Consider the following 14,624-nt stretch of genomic DNA (forward strand, 5'->3'; position numbering starts at 1 on the left):
CATGCAGATCGGCATCGTGGGGCTGGGACGGATGGGCGGCAACATCGGGCGACGGCTGATGCGCGGCGGCCATCGCTGCGTCGTCTACGATCACAATCCCGCGGCGACAGAGGCGCTTGCCGCGGAAGGCGCGACGGGCGCGAGCGATCTCGGCGATCTCGTCGGGAAGCTCGCCGCGCCGCGCGTGATCTGGCTGATGCTGCCAGCGGGCAAGATCACCGAGGATACGCTCGCCGACCTGCACAAGCTGCTCGGCGCGGACGACATCGTGATCGACGGAGGCAACAGCTTCTATAAGGACGACATCCGGCGCGCGGCGCAGTTTCGCGAACTGGGCGTGCATTACGTCGACGTCGGGACGTCCGGCGGTGTGTGGGGTCTGGAGCGCGGCTACTGCATGATGATCGGCGGCGAGGAAGAGGCGGTGCGGCGCATCGATCCGATCCTGTCGGTGCTCGCGCCGCATCGCGGCGACATTCCGCTCACGCCGGGCCGCGAAGGGCGCGATCCGCGAGTCGAGCAGGGGTACATGCACACCGGTCCGGTCGGGTCGGGGCACTTCGTCAAGATGGTCCACAACGGTATCGAGTACGGGCTGATGCAGGCGTATGCCGAGGGGTTTCATATCCTCAAGCACAAGGCGTCGCCGGATTTGCCGCCCGAGCAGCGCTATGACATCGATCTCGCGGATGTCGCCGAGGTGTGGCGGCGCGGCAGCGTGGTGTCGTCTTGGCTGCTCGACCTGACAGCGGGCGCGCTCGCGCAGGACGGCTCGCTCGATCATTTCTCGACCGAGGTCGCGGACAGCGGTGAAGGGCGCTGGACGATCGAAGCGGCCATCGAGGAAGCGGTGCCCGCGCAGGTGCTATCGGCGGCTTTGTATACGCGCTTCAAGTCGCGCGACGCGGAAGCGTTCCCGGAACGCCTGCTCTCCGCGATGCGCTTCGGTTTCGGCGGGCACAAGGAGTTTCCGGTGAAGTGACGGGTTTGGGGCGGACGGAAAAGGAGGCGGGCCGCGTCGGCGTGAGCTGACGCGGCCCGTTTCACTTCATCATCCGTCGCCGAAACAGCACCGCGCACACGAAAAACGGCACGATCGCATACACGAGCAGCACGCCGACATGCAGCGCGACGTCCGTAATCGGCCGCCCGAGCATCGCCGGCCGGATCAGTTCGACCGCATGCGACAGCGGCAGCAGCAGCGTGATGTGCTGCGCGGCCGCGGGCAACTGCGTGACCGGAAAGAACACGCCGGAAAGCAGCAGCATCGGCGTGAGGGCGAGCGTCTGGTAGAACATGAAGAAGTCGTAGTTCGGCGCGAGCGCGGTCACGATCATCGTGCTGCTCGCGAACGCGAGCCCCGTCAGCACGATGATCGGCAGCGCGATCAGCATCGACGGGAAGCTTGCGTAGCCGAACACCGCCGCCACCAGCATGATCGCGACGCCCGAGAGCACCGACTTGCTCGCCGCCCAGACGATCTCGCCGAGCACGATGTCGCCGAGGGTGAGCGGCGTGTGCATGATCGCCTCCCACGTGCGCTGCACGTGCATGCGCGAAAAGCCCGAGTACATCGACTCGAAACTCGCCGACATCATCACGCTCGACGCCACCGTGCCCGCCGCAAGGAACGCGACATACGAGACGCCGTCCACGCGCCCGACCATCAGGCCGAGGCCGAGTCCGAGGCCGAACAGGTAGATCATCGGATCGGCGAGATTGCCGAACATCGACGCAATCGCGAGCTTCTTCCACACCAGATAGTTGCGCCGCCAGACGGCGATCCAGTTGGTCGCGCTGGAAGGCATCGCCTGCGGACGGGCGTTCTCGACCGGGTGTGCGGTCTGATCGCGTTTGGCCGCCGCGCGCGACGGATCGTAAGTGTTCATGTGATCTTCGTTCCAGCCGGTCAATCCACCATCTCGCGCCCGGTCAGGCGCAGGAATACGTCTTCGAGATTCGCTGGCCGGTGCAGATAGCGCACGCCCGCGCGCCCCTTGACGCGCTGATGCACGGCCTGAGGATCGTCGACGTAGCAAAAGAGCGTCTCGCCGCTCACTTCCATGCGCCGGACCAACGGCGCGAGTTCATCGCGCAGCGCAAGCGGATCCGGACCGTAGATCTCGATCACGTCGCAGCCGATCACCGATTCGACCAGTTCGTGCGGCCGGCCCTCGGCGATCTTGCGGCCTTCCTCGATCACGCAAAGCCGGTCGCACAGACGCTCGGCTTCCTCCATGAAGTGCGTCGTGAGCAAGATGGTCTTGCCGCGCGACAGGAGCGAGCGCAGCCGCTCCCAGATCATGTGGCGCGCCTGCGGATCGAGGCCCGTGGTCGGCTCGTCCATCACGAGCACGTCGGGGTCGTTGACGAGCGCGCGCGCCAGCGTCAGCCGGCGCTTCATCCCGCCCGACAGTTCGCCGACCCGCGCGTCCGCCTTGGCTTCGAGCTTGGCGAATTCGAGCAGCGACGGCACGAGCGCCGCGATCTGCGCGTGCTTCATGCCGAAATAGCGGCCGAAAACCAGCAGGTTCTCGCGGACGGTGAAGTCCGGATCGAGGTTGTCGAACTGCGGCACGACGCCCACGCGCCGACGGGCGAAGCGCGCGCGCGCGGGAATCGGTTCGCCGACGAGCTGGATCGCGCCCGCATCGGGCGAAGTGATGCCGAGCAGCATCTTGAGCGTCGTCGTCTTGCCCGCACCGTTCGGGCCGAGCAGGCCAAAGCATTCGCCCGGCTCGACATGAAACGACAGCCCGTCGATGACGGTCTTGTTTCCGTAGTGCTTCCTGACATCGTCGAAGTCGATCGCACGGGGCACCGGGTGCGCGCCGTCGCTTGATCCGTCCGTAGCGTTCGATGAAATCGTTAAGGGTTCCAAAGCTGTCATGGTCCAGAATGGCCCAAATAGGCGGGCGAATTGGCGCTTCGAATGCGTAGTCGGTCTGTGAAGCGTCCACCGGAAAGCCGAGCCGGCTAGTGTAATCCATTGCACCATGACGGCGCTCGATCCCGCGGATGCAACTTGCGCGCCCGCGTCCGGTGCGCGAACGCGGCGCCGGGCGGGCCCGATCGCCGGCCGAAAAGACCAGCGCCTTGGCCGGTGGGACTCGCGCGTTGCTGGCACGATGCGAGCTTGGAAGGCGCGTTCAGTCGCACCCATCGACGCCGCGCGTTAGCGTTTTCCATCGTTGCCGCGGGCGTAGCGACGCACCATCATGCAGACAGCACCGAACCTCATGCGGTCAGGGAGATCCATCATGGCGAGCTATCAGAAAATCCTCTTGTGCTACGACGGCACCCGCGAAGGCCGCAAGGCGTTGCGGCACGGCGCCAACCTCGCGCTCGACCTGAAGGCCGAGACGCACGTGCTCGCGGTGGTCGACATGCGTTCGTCGATCGCGCAGAGCGCGGGCCTGCTCACCGACATGGCCTGCGGCCGGTTCGAGGACGCGGCGCGCGACATCCTGCAGGAAGGCGTCGACTGGCTGACCGAGCGCGGCCTGCAGGCGCAAGGGCATTTCGCGTTCGGACATCCGATCGACGAGATCGCCAACCTCGCGGAGAAGCTGAAGGTGGATCTCGTGGTGGTCGGGCATCGCTGCCGAAGCGGACTCGCGCGCTGGTGGATGGGCGCGGGCAACACGCCGCTGCTCGACCGCGTATCGTGCAGCATCCTCGTGGCGGTGTGCCCGGCGGGTGAATCGGCCGAAGCCGAAGAGGATGCGGCCTACGCGGCCAAGCCGGTCAAGAGCGAAGTCAGCGCGTAGGTGGCGCGCGCCGTTTCTCCCCTCAACCGTTGAGATCCACCGCGACCAGTTTCCAGGTCACGAGCCCGCTGCGATGGAAGATCGCGGAATAGCGGGCATCGCCCGCGCCGTGCCGGTAGCTGACCACGAAGGTGTCGAAGCTTCGATAACCCGCCGTGGTCGCGGGCGGCGCCTTCGGTGCCGCGGGCGCGGGCCCGGAAACGGGCGCGGCCGCGCCGTCCGCACCCGCATGCGCTCCCGGGGGCGCCGGCGGACGTTCGCCCGGATTCCCGCGCGGCGGAATGCCGTTGAGAATCGCGGCGACCCCGTCCGGCGTCGCATACGAATCGACGAGCGGGCCGATCAGCGCCGCGCCGATCATCGCGCCGATGACCGCGAGCGGATTGCCGCTCTTCTGGATGTCGACACGCCGTGTGAGCAATGCCGCCACCTGCTGCTTGAGGCTGTCGCGCAAGGCCGGAAAATCGACGTATTCGTTCACAGTTTGAGCGTCGCGCGCGTCGGCTGCGCGTTTGAGCCGATCCAGCGCGATATACGGCGAGGCGTAGACGAAGCCGAGCGCAGCAACGACAACGAGCGCGACGAGCGTGACAACGACAGTCTTGGTGGTGCGGGTCATACGATTGGACACCTTGCGTAACGTTGCGTCTGTTCATGGACCGCGCGAACGCAGAATTTATCCCCGAAGCGCAATCCCGGACGCGAACGCCACACCAGTACTCGATCAGGCGAAAAGTCCGCCCGCGATGCCGGCGCGTTCTTCATCGATGCAGCGGTCGATCATCCGCGACACTTCGTCGATGTTTCCAATCATGATCACGCGCGACTCGTCGCGATAGACGCGCACCGGCGCCCGGCGCTCGGCTTCGTGATGCACCGACGCGTTCAGCGACACGCGCGCGAACGCCGGCTGGCGCGACGGCAGCGCGGGCATCTCGTCGAAGAGTCCGGGCGCGGTGTCGGCCTGCGGTGCCTTGCAGGAGATCAGCGAACGCAGATACCGCAGACGACCGAACTGGCGGAAAGGCAGCAAACGGGCAAAACGTTCCATGATGTTTCTCCAGGCGATAGGACGCACCGCGGCTCGCCGCGTATGCGACAGCCGTCAGATCGTTGATCGTTTCAAGAATGCCGTACCCGGACGCCCGGGTGGTGTTAACTAAGTAATGCGCTAACAAGCGCCCGCTCAGAATTCGCCCGAGCGGATCAGGCCCACCGCAATGCCTTCGAGCGCGAATTCCGCGCTGCCCGACTTCACGAAGATGTTCTCGTAATCCGGATTTTCGGCGATCAGTTCGACACCGTCGCGATGGCGCTTCCAGCGCTTCACGGTGACATCGTCGCCGAGACGGGCAACCACGATCTGCCCGTCCTTCGCTTCGTTTTTCTTCTGCACCGCGAGCAGGTCGCCGTCGAAGATGCCGGCGTCGCGCATCGAAAGGCCGCGCACTTTCAGCAGATAGTCGGGCTTGCTGGAAAAGAGCGCCGGGTCGAACGAATAGTGCTGGGAAATGTGCTCTTGCGCGAGAATCGGGCTGCCGGCGGCGACGCGGCCTACGAGCGGCAGCGACAATTGCATGATGCTCGGGTGCGGCAACGTAAGCTGATGTGGCGAATCTTCCAGGCCGGAGACGAGCCGGATGCCGCGCGAAGCGCCCGCCGCCAGTTCGATGACGCCCTTGCGCGCAAGCGCCCGCAGATGCTCCTCCGCCGAATTGGCGGAAGAAAAACCGAGCTCGGCGGCAATCTCGGCGCGCGTGGGCGGAAAGCCGGTACGCTCGATGGCGCGCTGGATCAGTTCAAATACCTGCTGCTGCCGCGCGGTTAGTTTGCTTGTTTTGTTCACTGGCTCGGCCCCTCGGCGGACTGTATGGATGGACAGGTGACTGTATTTTTATACAGTATTTCGCGCTTTTCAAGCTTTACTTTAAGTTCGGCCACGGATTGGCCGTTCGGCCGGCTATCGCGTGCGCGGACACGCTGCCAAACTTCGAACAATGTTCGTTAGCACTTTTGCATCTTAAAAAATGAAGAACGATTATTTTTAATAATGAAGCCCGGTCGATAGACTGCCTTCGTCAACTCAATAAGACGGAGAACGGGGAATGCATAGTCGGAATTCGGGTTTGGGCGCGCGCACGCGCGGGCTTTTTGCGGCGCTCGTGCTCGGCGCGGCGGCGGGCATCGGAGCGGTCGGCCAGGCGCACGCGGACACGGCGTTTCTCAACGTGTCCTACGATCCGACGCGCGAGCTGTATCAGGACTTCAATCAGGCGTTCGCGAAGAAGTGGAAGGCGGAGACGGGCGAATCGGTGACGTTCAAGCAGTCGCATGGCGGCTCGGGCGGCCAGGCGCGCGCCGTGCTCGACGGCCTGCAGGCGGACGTCGTCACGCTCGCGCTCGCCTATGACATCGACGCGCTCGCGGGCAAGGGTCTCATCGATCAGAACTGGCAGAAGCGCTTGCCGGACAACGCGTCGCCGTATACGTCGACGATCGTATTTCTCGTGAGGAAGGGCAATCCAAAGCAGATCAAGGACTGGAACGACCTGGCAAAACCTGGTGTTTCGATCGTGACGCCGAATCCGAAGACCTCGGGCGGCGCGCGCTGGAACTATCTCGCGGCCTGGGCCTACGCGCAGCACCAGCCGGGCGGCAACGAGCAGAGCGCGAAGGATTTCGTGACGAAGCTCTACAAAAACGCGGGCGTGCTCGATTCGGGCGCGCGCGGCGCCACGACGAGTTTCGTGCAGCGCGCCCAGGGCGACGTGCTGATCGCGTGGGAAAACGAGGCGTTCCTGTCGCTGAAGGAATTCGGCGCGGACAAGTTCGAGATCGTCGTGCCTTCGGTCAGCATTCTGGCGGAGCCGCCGGTCGCCGTGGTCGATAAGGTCGTCGACAAGCACGGCACGCGCAAGCTGGCCGAAGCTTATCTGAAGTATCTGTACAGCGACGAAGGGCAGGAAATCGCGGCGCGCAATTTCTATCGTCCGCGTTCGGCGAAGGTGCCGGCCGCGCTGACGAAGCAGTTTCCGAAGCTCAAGCTCTACACCGTCGACGATACGTTCGGCGGCTGGACCAAGGCGCAAAAGACCCATTTCGCCGATGGCGGCGTATTCGACTCGATCTATCAGCCGCAGTAAGAAGTAAAAGGGGCGTCGCATGAGCGGCGCCCTTGCCGCATCGAAGACAAGCATCGAAGACAAGCGGCGCACATGACGACCGCGTATAAACAAGCCAAGGCAATGCGCCATACCCCGGCGCGCTGGAACAGGACGATTCAAGGATGACGACTTTCACTTTCCGCAAGCCGAGCGCGCTGCCCGGCTTCGGGCTGACACTCGGCATCACGGTGGCTTATCTGAGCCTCGTGGTGCTGATTCCGCTCGCGGCCACTTTCGCCAAGACCGCCACGCTCGACTGGGCGCAGTTCGTGCGCGCGGTCACCTCGCCGCGCGTGCTGGCTTCCTACCGGCTGACATTTTCGGCGGCGCTCGGCGGTGCGCTCATCAACGCCGTGTTCGGTTTTCTCGTCGCGTGGGTGCTCGTGCGCTACACGTTCCCGTTCAAGCGCGTGGTCGATGCGGTCGTCGATCTGCCGTTCGCGCTGCCGACGTCGGTCGCGGGCATCTCGCTTGCCGCCGTCTACGCGGGCAACGGCTGGATCGGCCAGTATCTCGCGCCGCTCGGCATCAAGGTCGCGTTCACGCCGCTCGGCGTGCTGGTCGCGCTAACCTTCATCGGCCTGCCGTTCGTCGTGCGCACGGTGCAGCCGGTGCTTGAAGACTTCGAGCGCGAGCAGGAAGAGGCGGCCGCGTGTCTCGGCGCGACGCGCTGGCTCACGTTCAGGCGCGTCGTGCTGCCGTCGCTCGTTCCGGCGCTGCTCACGGGCTTCGCGCTCGCGTTCGCACGCGCGCTCGGCGAATACGGCTCGGTGATTTTTATCGCGGGCAACGTGCCGATGAAGTCCGAGATCACGTCGCTCCTCATCATCACCAAGCTCGAACAGTACGACTATGCGGGCGCGACGTCGCTTGCGGTCGTCATGCTGTGCGTCTCCTTCCTGATGCTGCTCCTCATCAACACGCTGCAGTGGTTCCTCCAGCGCCGCACCAGCAAGACGGGCACGGTGCCCGCCATCGCCGGATCGCTGCACGTAGAAGGGAGCAAGCCATGAGCACGCCGAGTCAGAAAGCGGCGCCGGCCATCGCGCCTTCGCGTGTCGTCGAACACAAGCTCGATCCCGTCACCGAATCGCGCGCAGTGCGCTACGCGCTCACGACGATCGCGCTCGTCTTCCTCGCGCTCTTTCTCGTCGTGCCGCTCGCCGCCGTGTTCGTGCAGGCGTTCAGCAAGGGCGTTGATTATTACTTCGAGTCGCTGAAGGACCCGGACGCGTGGTCCGCGATCAAGCTGACGCTCATCACCGCCGCGATCGCCGTGCCGCTGAACGTGGTGTTCGGCCTCGCGGCCTCGTGGGCGATCGCGAAGTTCGAGTTTCGCGGCAAGGCGCTGCTCACGACGCTGATCGACTTGCCGTTCTCGGTGTCGCCGGTCATCTCGGGGCTGATCTACGTGCTGATGTTCGGCGCGCAGGGCTGGTTCGGCCCGTGGCTCGCCGCGCACGACGTGCAGATTATCTTCGCCGTGCCCGGCATCGTGCTCGCGACGATCTTCGTCACGTTCCCGTTCGTCGCGCGCGAGCTGATTCCGCTGATGCAGGCGCAAGGCAACGACGAGGAAGAGGCGGCGCACGTGCTCGGCGCATCGGGCTGGCAGATCTTTCGCCGCGTGACGCTGCCGAACGTGAAGTGGGGTCTGCTCTACGGCGTGATTCTCTGCAATGCACGCGCGATGGGCGAGTTCGGCGCGGTGTCGGTGGTCTCGGGCCACATCCGCGGACAAACCGACACCATGCCGCTGCACGTCGAGATCCTTTACAACGAATACAACTTTTCGGCGGCATTCGCGGTGGCGTCGCTGCTTGCGCTGCTCGCGCTCGTCACGCTCGCGCTGAAGCTTTTGGCCGAGCGCCGCATGTCGCAATCGATCGCGAAGACGCAGGACCTCCCGCACGAGGCGCCTGTCACGTCCATCCAGAACTGAAGGCACGAGGACCATCATGAGCATCATCGTTCGGAATCTGCAAAAACGCTTCGGCGACTTCACCGCGCTCGACAACGTCTCGCTCGACTTTCCGGCGGGCGAACTGGTCGCGCTGCTCGGGCCTTCGGGCTGCGGCAAGACCACGCTCTTGCGCGTGATCGCGGGACTCGAATACGCCGATGCCGGCCAGGTCGTGCTGCACGGCGAGGACGTCGCGGAAGTGGGGGCGCGAGAGCGCCAGGTCGGCTTCGTGTTCCAGCACTACGCGCTCTTTCGTCACATGACGGTGTTCGAAAACGTCGCGTTCGGACTGCGCGTGAAGCCGCGCCGCGAACGGCCGACCGAAGCCGTGATCCGCGAGAAGGTGCATGAACTGCTCAAGCTCGTCCAACTCGACTGGCTCGCCGAGCGCTTTCCGTCCGAACTCTCGGGCGGCCAGCGACAGCGCATCGCGCTCGCGCGCGCGCTCGCGGTCGAGCCGAAAGTGCTGCTGCTCGACGAACCGTTCGGCGCGCTCGATGCCAAGGTACGCAAGGAACTGCGCAGCTGGCTGCGGCGCCTGCACGACGACCTGCACATCTCGACGATCTTCGTGACGCACGATCAGGAAGAGGCGCTCGAAGTGGCGGATCGCATCGTCGTGTTGAATCGCGGGCATGTCGAGCAGGTCGGCAGCCCGCAGGACGTCTACGATCATCCGCAGACTTCGTTCGTCTACGAGTTCCTCGGCGCGGCCAACCGGCTGAAGGGCAACGTCGATGCGAGCGGTTTCGTCGCGCAGGGCGCCGCCCAGCCGATCGCCGCCGAAGCGAACTTCGCCGGTCCCGCGCTCGCCTACGTGCGCCCGCACGACCTCACGCTCTATCCGACGCAGTCGGGCCATCGCGACGGCATCGTCGTCGACGTGCGACGGGTCGTGACGCTCGGCGGCTCGGTGCGCATCGAACTGGAAGGCAGCGAGGGCAACGTGCTCGAAGCGGAGCTCGATCGCGAGAGCTGGCGCGAACTGAACCTGAACATCGGCGATGGCGTGACGGCCGTGCCGCGCGTGCTGCGCGTGTTCCCGGCGCAGTGACATCCAAAAAGAGAGGCTGACATGAACTTCCAGCAACTGCGCTTCGTGCGCGAGGCCGTGCGTCAGAACATGAACCTGACCGAGGTCGCCAATGTGCTGTACACGTCGCAGTCGGGCGTGTCGAAGCAGATCAAGGATCTCGAGGACGAACTCGGCGTCGATATTTTTATCCGGCGCGGCAAGCGGCTGACGGGGCTCACCGAGCCGGGCAAGGCCGTGCATCAATTGATCGAGCGGATGCTGCTGGATGCGGAGAACCTGCGCCGCGTCGCGCGACAGTTCGCGGATCAGGACAACGGGCATCTCGTCGTCGCGACGACGCATACGCAGGCGCGCTACGCGTTGCCGAAGGTGATCCGCCAGTTCACCGAGGTCTTCCCGAAGGTGCATCTCGCGCTGCGCCAGGGCAGCCCGCAGCAGATAGCGCAGATGATCATCAATGGCGAAGCGGATATCGGCATCTCGACCGAGGCGCTCGACCGCTATCCCGACATCGTCACGTTCCCGTGCTATTCGTGGCATCACACGGTAGTGGTGCCGAAGGATCATCCGCTCGTCGGGCGCGAAAACATCACGCTGGAAGAGATCGCGGAATACCCGATCGTCACCTACGACAACGACTTCACGGGCCGCTCGCACGTCGACCAGGCATTCGCCAAGGCGGGCGCGATGCCCGATGTCGTACTGACCGCCATCGACGCCGACGTCATCAAGACCTATGTGGAACTCGGGATGGGCATCGGGATCGTGGCGGCGATGGCCTACGACGCGAAGCGCGATACCGAACTCGTCGCGCTCGACACGCAGCATCTATTCGAAGCCAGCACGACGCGCGTCGGATTGAGGAAGGGCGCTTTTTTGCGTGCGTATGCGTATCGGTTGATCGAGATGTTCGCGCCGCAACTCGACGAAGCCGAGATCGCGAGTCAGTTGCGGGAAGCGGCCTGAAAGCCGCTGGCGCCTGTGTAAAATCGCGCCATGAACACCCCAAACGAATCCTTACCGCGCATCGCGGTTCTTGCCACCGGCGGCACCATCGCGGGGCAGGCCGGCGATGCGTCGAAAACCGCGGGCTACAAGGCGGGCGTCGTCGGCGTCGACAAACTGCTGGAAGCCGTTCCCGCGCTCTCGCAAGTCGCGCGCATTCATGCGGAGCAGGTGGCGAGCATCGACAGCAAGGACATGAGCATCGCCCTGTGGGTGACGCTCGCGGCGCGCATCAACGAACTGCTCGCCACCGACGATTTCGACGGCGTGGTCATCACGCATGGCACCGATACGCTCGAAGAAACCGCCTACCTGCTGCATCTCACCGTCAAAAGCGACAAGCCCGTCGTGCTGACCGCGGCGATGCGCCCGTCGAGCGCGCTCTCGGCCGACGGCCCGCTGAACCTGCTCAACGCCGTGACGGTCGCCGCGCACGCGAGCGCCGCGAAGCAGGGCGTGCTCGTCGCGTTCAACAATCAGATCCATTGCGCGCGCGACGTCACGAAGACGAGCACCTACGCAGTCGATGCGTTCCGCTCGTCTGAAATCGGCGCGCTCGGCTGGGTGCAGGACGGGCGCGTCGAGTTTCAGCGGAAGGCCTTGCGCCGTCATACGTCGCACAGCCAGTTCGATGCGAATGACGCGCTGCCTGCGGTCGAGATCGTCGCGAGCTACGCGGGCGCGTCGCGTGCGGCGATCGACGCATTGGTCGCGACGGGCGTCAAGGGGCTCGTGATCGCGGGAACGGGCAACGGCTCGGTCCACGCGAGCCTGCAGCAGGCGCTCGCCGACGCGACGAAACAGGGCGTCGCGGTGGTGCGCTCGTCGCGCGTCGGCTCGGGGCATGTGATGCGCAACGGCGCGGCCTCCGACGATGCGCTCGGCTCCGTAAGCGCGGGCACGCTCAATCCGTACAAGGCGCGCGTGCTGCTGATGCTCGCGCTCGCGGCCGGCATCACCGATCCGGGCGCGATCCAGGAAGTATTCGATACCTACTGACACGCATAGACGAAAAAAACGCGAACCGAGGTTCGCGTTTTTTTCACCGGAATGCGCTTTCAGGCAGCGGCGGGAATGCGCAGTACCTGTCCCGGGTAGATCTTATCCGGGCTCTTCAGCATCGGCTTGTTCGCCTCGAAGATCAGATCGTTCTTCGCGCCGTTGCCGTAGTACTTCTCGGCGATCTTCCACAGGTTGTCGCCCGACACCACCGTATGGAACTGCGATTCGGGCGCCGGGTTCGGCACCGTCAGCTTGTCGTCGACCTTGTCGACGTGCTGCACGTTGCCCGCCGCGACCAGGATCTTCTCCTTGGTCGCCTGGTCGGCCGCTTCGCCCGACACCGTTACCGTATGCGACGCGCCGTCATATGCGACCTGCAGATTGTCGGCGTTCAAACCCTGCGAGCGGATGTAGGCGGCGATGGCGTCGCCGGCCTTCTGATTGAGCGCCGCGACATCGACGGGAGCGGCCGCAGGGGCTGCCGCAGCCGGCGTGGACACCGCCCCGAACAGCTTTTCGCCTGCATCCTTGATAAAACTGAGAATACCCATTGTTCAACTCCTTAAGTGACGACATGAACCACAGTTGGACCGCTCGCGAAGTCTAGGCAAATTAGTCGCGCGTGCCACCAGATAGTTCTGAGAATCGTCGACGGAAAGAGCGAAAACGAAAAAGGCCGGCCCGGCCGCTGCGAAAGGTGACATGCGTTTGACATGCACCTCATGCAACGTCCGGACCAGCCCGGTCAATACTGATCAGTAGAAGCAAAGAATCCGACGCGGACACCCGACGAAACCGTCTGACCGACCAAGGCTTCCCCGGCGCCGCCGGGTGCCGCTCTCGGACCCCACTTGCCGCTCTCAGCCCAGAGCGGCAGTTGTCCCGCGTGCCCATACGCGGGACGCCCCACGGTCAGGCGGCCTTCGCGGCTTCCGCCGGCTCTTCGGCCACCTTATGATTCGACATGATTTCGAGCGCACGCACCATCGCGGAGTGGTCCCATGCCTTGCCGCCATTCGAGGCGCATACGCTGAACAATTGCTGCGCGCTCGCGGTGTGCGGCAGGGCGAGGCCCATCTTCCGCGCACCATCGAGGGCGAGATTCAGGTCCTTTTGGTGCAGTTCGATCCGGAAGCCCGGGTTGAACGTGCGCTTGGTCATGCGCTCGCCGTGCACTTCGAGGATGCGCGACGACGCAAACCCGCCCATGAGCGCTTTACGCACGCGCTCCGGATCGGCGCCCGAGCGCGACGCGAAAAGCAGCGCCTCGGCGACGGCCTCGATGTTCAGCGCTACGATGATCTGGTTCGCGACCTTGCAGGTCTGGCCCGCGCCGTTGTCGCCGATCAGCGAAACATTCTTGCCCATCAGGTCGAAGAGCGGCTTGGCGATGTCGAACGAACGCTGCGGGCCGCCGACCATGATCGTGAGCGTGGCTTCGCGCGCGCCGACTTCGCCGCCCGATACGGGCGCATCCAGATAGTCGCAGCCAAGCGCGTTGATCTTCTTCGCGAACTCCTGCGTGTCGAGCGGCGAGATCGAGCTCATGTCGATCACGAGCTTGCCCTTCGAGAGACCCTTCGCGACGCCGTCCTCGTTGAAGAGGACCGCCGCGACGTCGGGCGTGTCCGGCACCATCGTGATGACGATGTCGCTCGTCAGCGCGACGGCGGTGGAATCGGGCACCACGCTCGTTTGCGCGCGGATGTCGTCCGGCACCGGGAACTTGCCGTTCACGACCAGCTTGTGCCCGCCCTTCAGAAGGTTGCGCGCCATGTGCGCGCCCATGATGCCGAGTCCGATGAATCCGATTGTTGCCATTCTTCAATATCTCCGTGATGTCTTAAGCAGCAGCGCGCGCGTTGCCCGATGCGGGCCAGCCCGCGATGTCCTGAAGCCAGCCAAGGCCTTCGGTGGTGCTCGTTCGCGGCTTGTATTCGCAGCCGATCCAGCCGTCGTAGCCGACTTCGTCGAGCAGGGCGAAGAGAAACGCGTAGTTGATCTCGCCCGTCCCCGGCTCGTTGCGGCCGGGGTTGTCGGCGAGTTGCACGTGCGCGATCGACGGCAGGTTCTTTCTGATCGTTGCGGCGAGTTCGCCTTCCATGCGCTGCATGTGATAGATGTCGTATTGCAGGAACAGATTGTCCGAACCGACCGCGCGGATCACGTCGAGTCCGTCGGCCGAGCGATTCAGCGCGAAGCCGGGGATGTCGTAGGCATTGCACGGCTCGACGAGCAGCCGGATGCCTTCCTGCTTCAGCGCCGACGCGGCGAACCCGAGGTTCTCGATGATCGTCGCGCGCGCCTGTTCGCGGCTCACGCCGGCCGTCGGAATGCCGACGAGGCAGTTCAGTTGCGGCACCTTCAGCGCCTTCGCATACTCGATCGCGCGTCCGACGCCTTCGCGAAACTCCGCGACGCGGTCCGGCAGGCACGCGATGCCGCGCTCGCCGGCTTCCCAGTTGCCCGCGGGCAGGTTGTGCAGCACGAGCTTCAGGTTGTTGTCGGCGAGACGGCTTTGCAGGTCGCCGATCGAATACGCATACGGGAACAGGAACTCGACCGCTTCGAAGCCCGCTCGCGCCGCCGCCGCGAAGCGGTCGAGGAACGGGACTTCGTTGAACAGCATGGTCAGGTTCGCAGCGAATTTCGGCATGTCTTGTCTTCCTGATGGTCGGTCAGTG

General features: G+C 64.6%; 15 protein-coding genes and 1 pseudogene. 8 read left to right on the plus strand and 8 right to left on the minus strand.

Annotated elements, in window-relative coordinates:
- The first annotated feature begins 1 nt into the window (after nt 1).
- On the plus strand, nt 2–982 hold the full coding sequence (gnd, locus tag QCE48_RS07070; protein ID WP_309785516.1) for a phosphogluconate dehydrogenase (NAD(+)-dependent, decarboxylating): 981 nt from the start codon (nt 2–4) through the stop codon (nt 980–982).
- A 61-nt stretch (nt 983–1,043) separates the two neighbouring features.
- Here the strand turns inward: gnd and QCE48_RS07075 are convergent, their stop codons facing one another.
- Both QCE48_RS07075 and nodI read right to left on the minus strand, forming a co-directional pair.
- Nucleotides 1,044–1,889, minus strand: coding sequence for an ABC transporter permease (locus QCE48_RS07075; RefSeq protein WP_404982649.1), 846 nt, complete (start codon nt 1,887–1,889; stop codon nt 1,044–1,046).
- Between the two features lie 20 nt (nt 1,890–1,909).
- Nucleotides 1,910–2,821 (minus strand): nodulation factor ABC transporter ATP-binding protein NodI, encoded by a 912-nt coding sequence (gene nodI / locus QCE48_RS07080; RefSeq protein ID WP_309785515.1) that lies wholly within the window; start codon nt 2,819–2,821, stop codon nt 1,910–1,912.
- 439 nt (nt 2,822–3,260) lie between these two features.
- Here nodI and QCE48_RS07085 point away from each other — a divergent pair, with 439 nt between their 5' ends.
- Entirely contained in the window at nt 3,261–3,770 is a 510-nt protein-coding gene (locus QCE48_RS07085) for a universal stress protein (RefSeq protein ID WP_309785514.1), read from the plus strand.
- 22 nt (nt 3,771–3,792) lie between these two features.
- Here the strand turns inward: QCE48_RS07085 and QCE48_RS07090 are convergent, their stop codons facing one another.
- From QCE48_RS07090 to lexA, 3 genes and pseudogenes are all read right to left on the minus strand, one after another.
- The gene (locus QCE48_RS07090; RefSeq protein ID WP_309785513.1) at nt 3,793–4,389 is read right to left on the minus strand and encodes a DUF2939 domain-containing protein; all 597 of its coding nucleotides are present in this window, start codon (nt 4,387–4,389) and stop codon (nt 3,793–3,795) included.
- Between the two features lie 105 nt (nt 4,390–4,494).
- Nucleotides 4,495–4,821, minus strand: a complete 327-nt coding sequence (locus QCE48_RS07095; RefSeq protein WP_309785512.1) for a hypothetical protein — start codon at nt 4,819–4,821, stop codon at nt 4,495–4,497.
- A gap of 135 nt (nt 4,822–4,956) precedes the next feature.
- Nucleotides 4,957–5,662 (minus strand): annotated as a pseudogene (gene lexA, locus QCE48_RS07100) (transcriptional repressor LexA).
- Between the two features lie 213 nt (nt 5,663–5,875).
- On the opposite strand from lexA, the gene QCE48_RS07105 reads away from it, so the two are divergent.
- From QCE48_RS07105 to QCE48_RS07130, 6 genes are all read left to right on the plus strand, one after another.
- Nucleotides 5,876–6,913, plus strand: a complete 1,038-nt coding sequence (locus QCE48_RS07105; RefSeq protein ID WP_309785510.1) for a sulfate ABC transporter substrate-binding protein — start codon at nt 5,876–5,878, stop codon at nt 6,911–6,913.
- 143 nt (nt 6,914–7,056) lie between these two features.
- On the plus strand, nt 7,057–7,947 hold the full coding sequence (cysT, locus tag QCE48_RS07110; RefSeq protein ID WP_309785508.1) for a sulfate ABC transporter permease subunit CysT: 891 nt from the start codon (nt 7,057–7,059) through the stop codon (nt 7,945–7,947).
- Nucleotides 7,944–8,876, plus strand: coding sequence for a sulfate ABC transporter permease subunit CysW (gene cysW / locus QCE48_RS07115; RefSeq protein ID WP_309785507.1), 933 nt, complete (start codon nt 7,944–7,946; stop codon nt 8,874–8,876). The genes cysT and cysW overlap by 4 nt, the downstream gene beginning before the upstream one ends.
- Nucleotides 8,877–8,892: 16 nt before the next feature.
- Nucleotides 8,893–9,951: a sulfate ABC transporter ATP-binding protein gene (locus QCE48_RS07120; RefSeq protein ID WP_309785506.1), complete on the plus strand. Its 1,059-nt coding sequence runs from the start codon at nt 8,893–8,895 to the stop codon at nt 9,949–9,951.
- A 21-nt stretch (nt 9,952–9,972) separates the two neighbouring features.
- The gene (locus tag QCE48_RS07125; protein WP_309785505.1) at nt 9,973–10,899 is read left to right on the plus strand and encodes a CysB family HTH-type transcriptional regulator; all 927 of its coding nucleotides are present in this window, start codon (nt 9,973–9,975) and stop codon (nt 10,897–10,899) included.
- 30 nt (nt 10,900–10,929) lie between these two features.
- Complete coding sequence (locus tag QCE48_RS07130; RefSeq protein ID WP_309785504.1) at nt 10,930–11,937, plus strand: asparaginase; 1,008 nt, start codon at nt 10,930–10,932, stop codon at nt 11,935–11,937.
- Nucleotides 11,938–11,996: 59 nt separating this feature from the next.
- On the opposite strand, the gene lysM is transcribed toward QCE48_RS07130, so the two are convergent.
- The 3 genes from lysM to hyi all read right to left on the minus strand — a co-directional run bounded on the left by lysM (nt 11,997) and on the right by hyi (nt 14,596).
- Nucleotides 11,997–12,491: a peptidoglycan-binding protein LysM gene (lysM, locus tag QCE48_RS07135; protein WP_087630355.1), complete on the minus strand. Its 495-nt coding sequence runs from the start codon at nt 12,489–12,491 to the stop codon at nt 11,997–11,999.
- A 361-nt stretch (nt 12,492–12,852) separates the two neighbouring features.
- The gene (locus tag QCE48_RS07140; protein ID WP_309785503.1) at nt 12,853–13,761 is read right to left on the minus strand and encodes a 2-hydroxy-3-oxopropionate reductase; all 909 of its coding nucleotides are present in this window, start codon (nt 13,759–13,761) and stop codon (nt 12,853–12,855) included.
- Between the two features lie 22 nt (nt 13,762–13,783).
- On the minus strand, nt 13,784–14,596 hold the full coding sequence (gene hyi, locus QCE48_RS07145) for a hydroxypyruvate isomerase (protein ID WP_309785502.1): 813 nt from the start codon (nt 14,594–14,596) through the stop codon (nt 13,784–13,786).
- Nucleotides 14,597–14,624 lie beyond the last annotated feature (28 nt).

Source organism: Caballeronia sp. LZ024 (assembly GCF_031451455.1).
GTDB classification, from domain to species: domain Bacteria; phylum Pseudomonadota; class Gammaproteobacteria; order Burkholderiales; family Burkholderiaceae; genus Caballeronia; species Caballeronia telluris.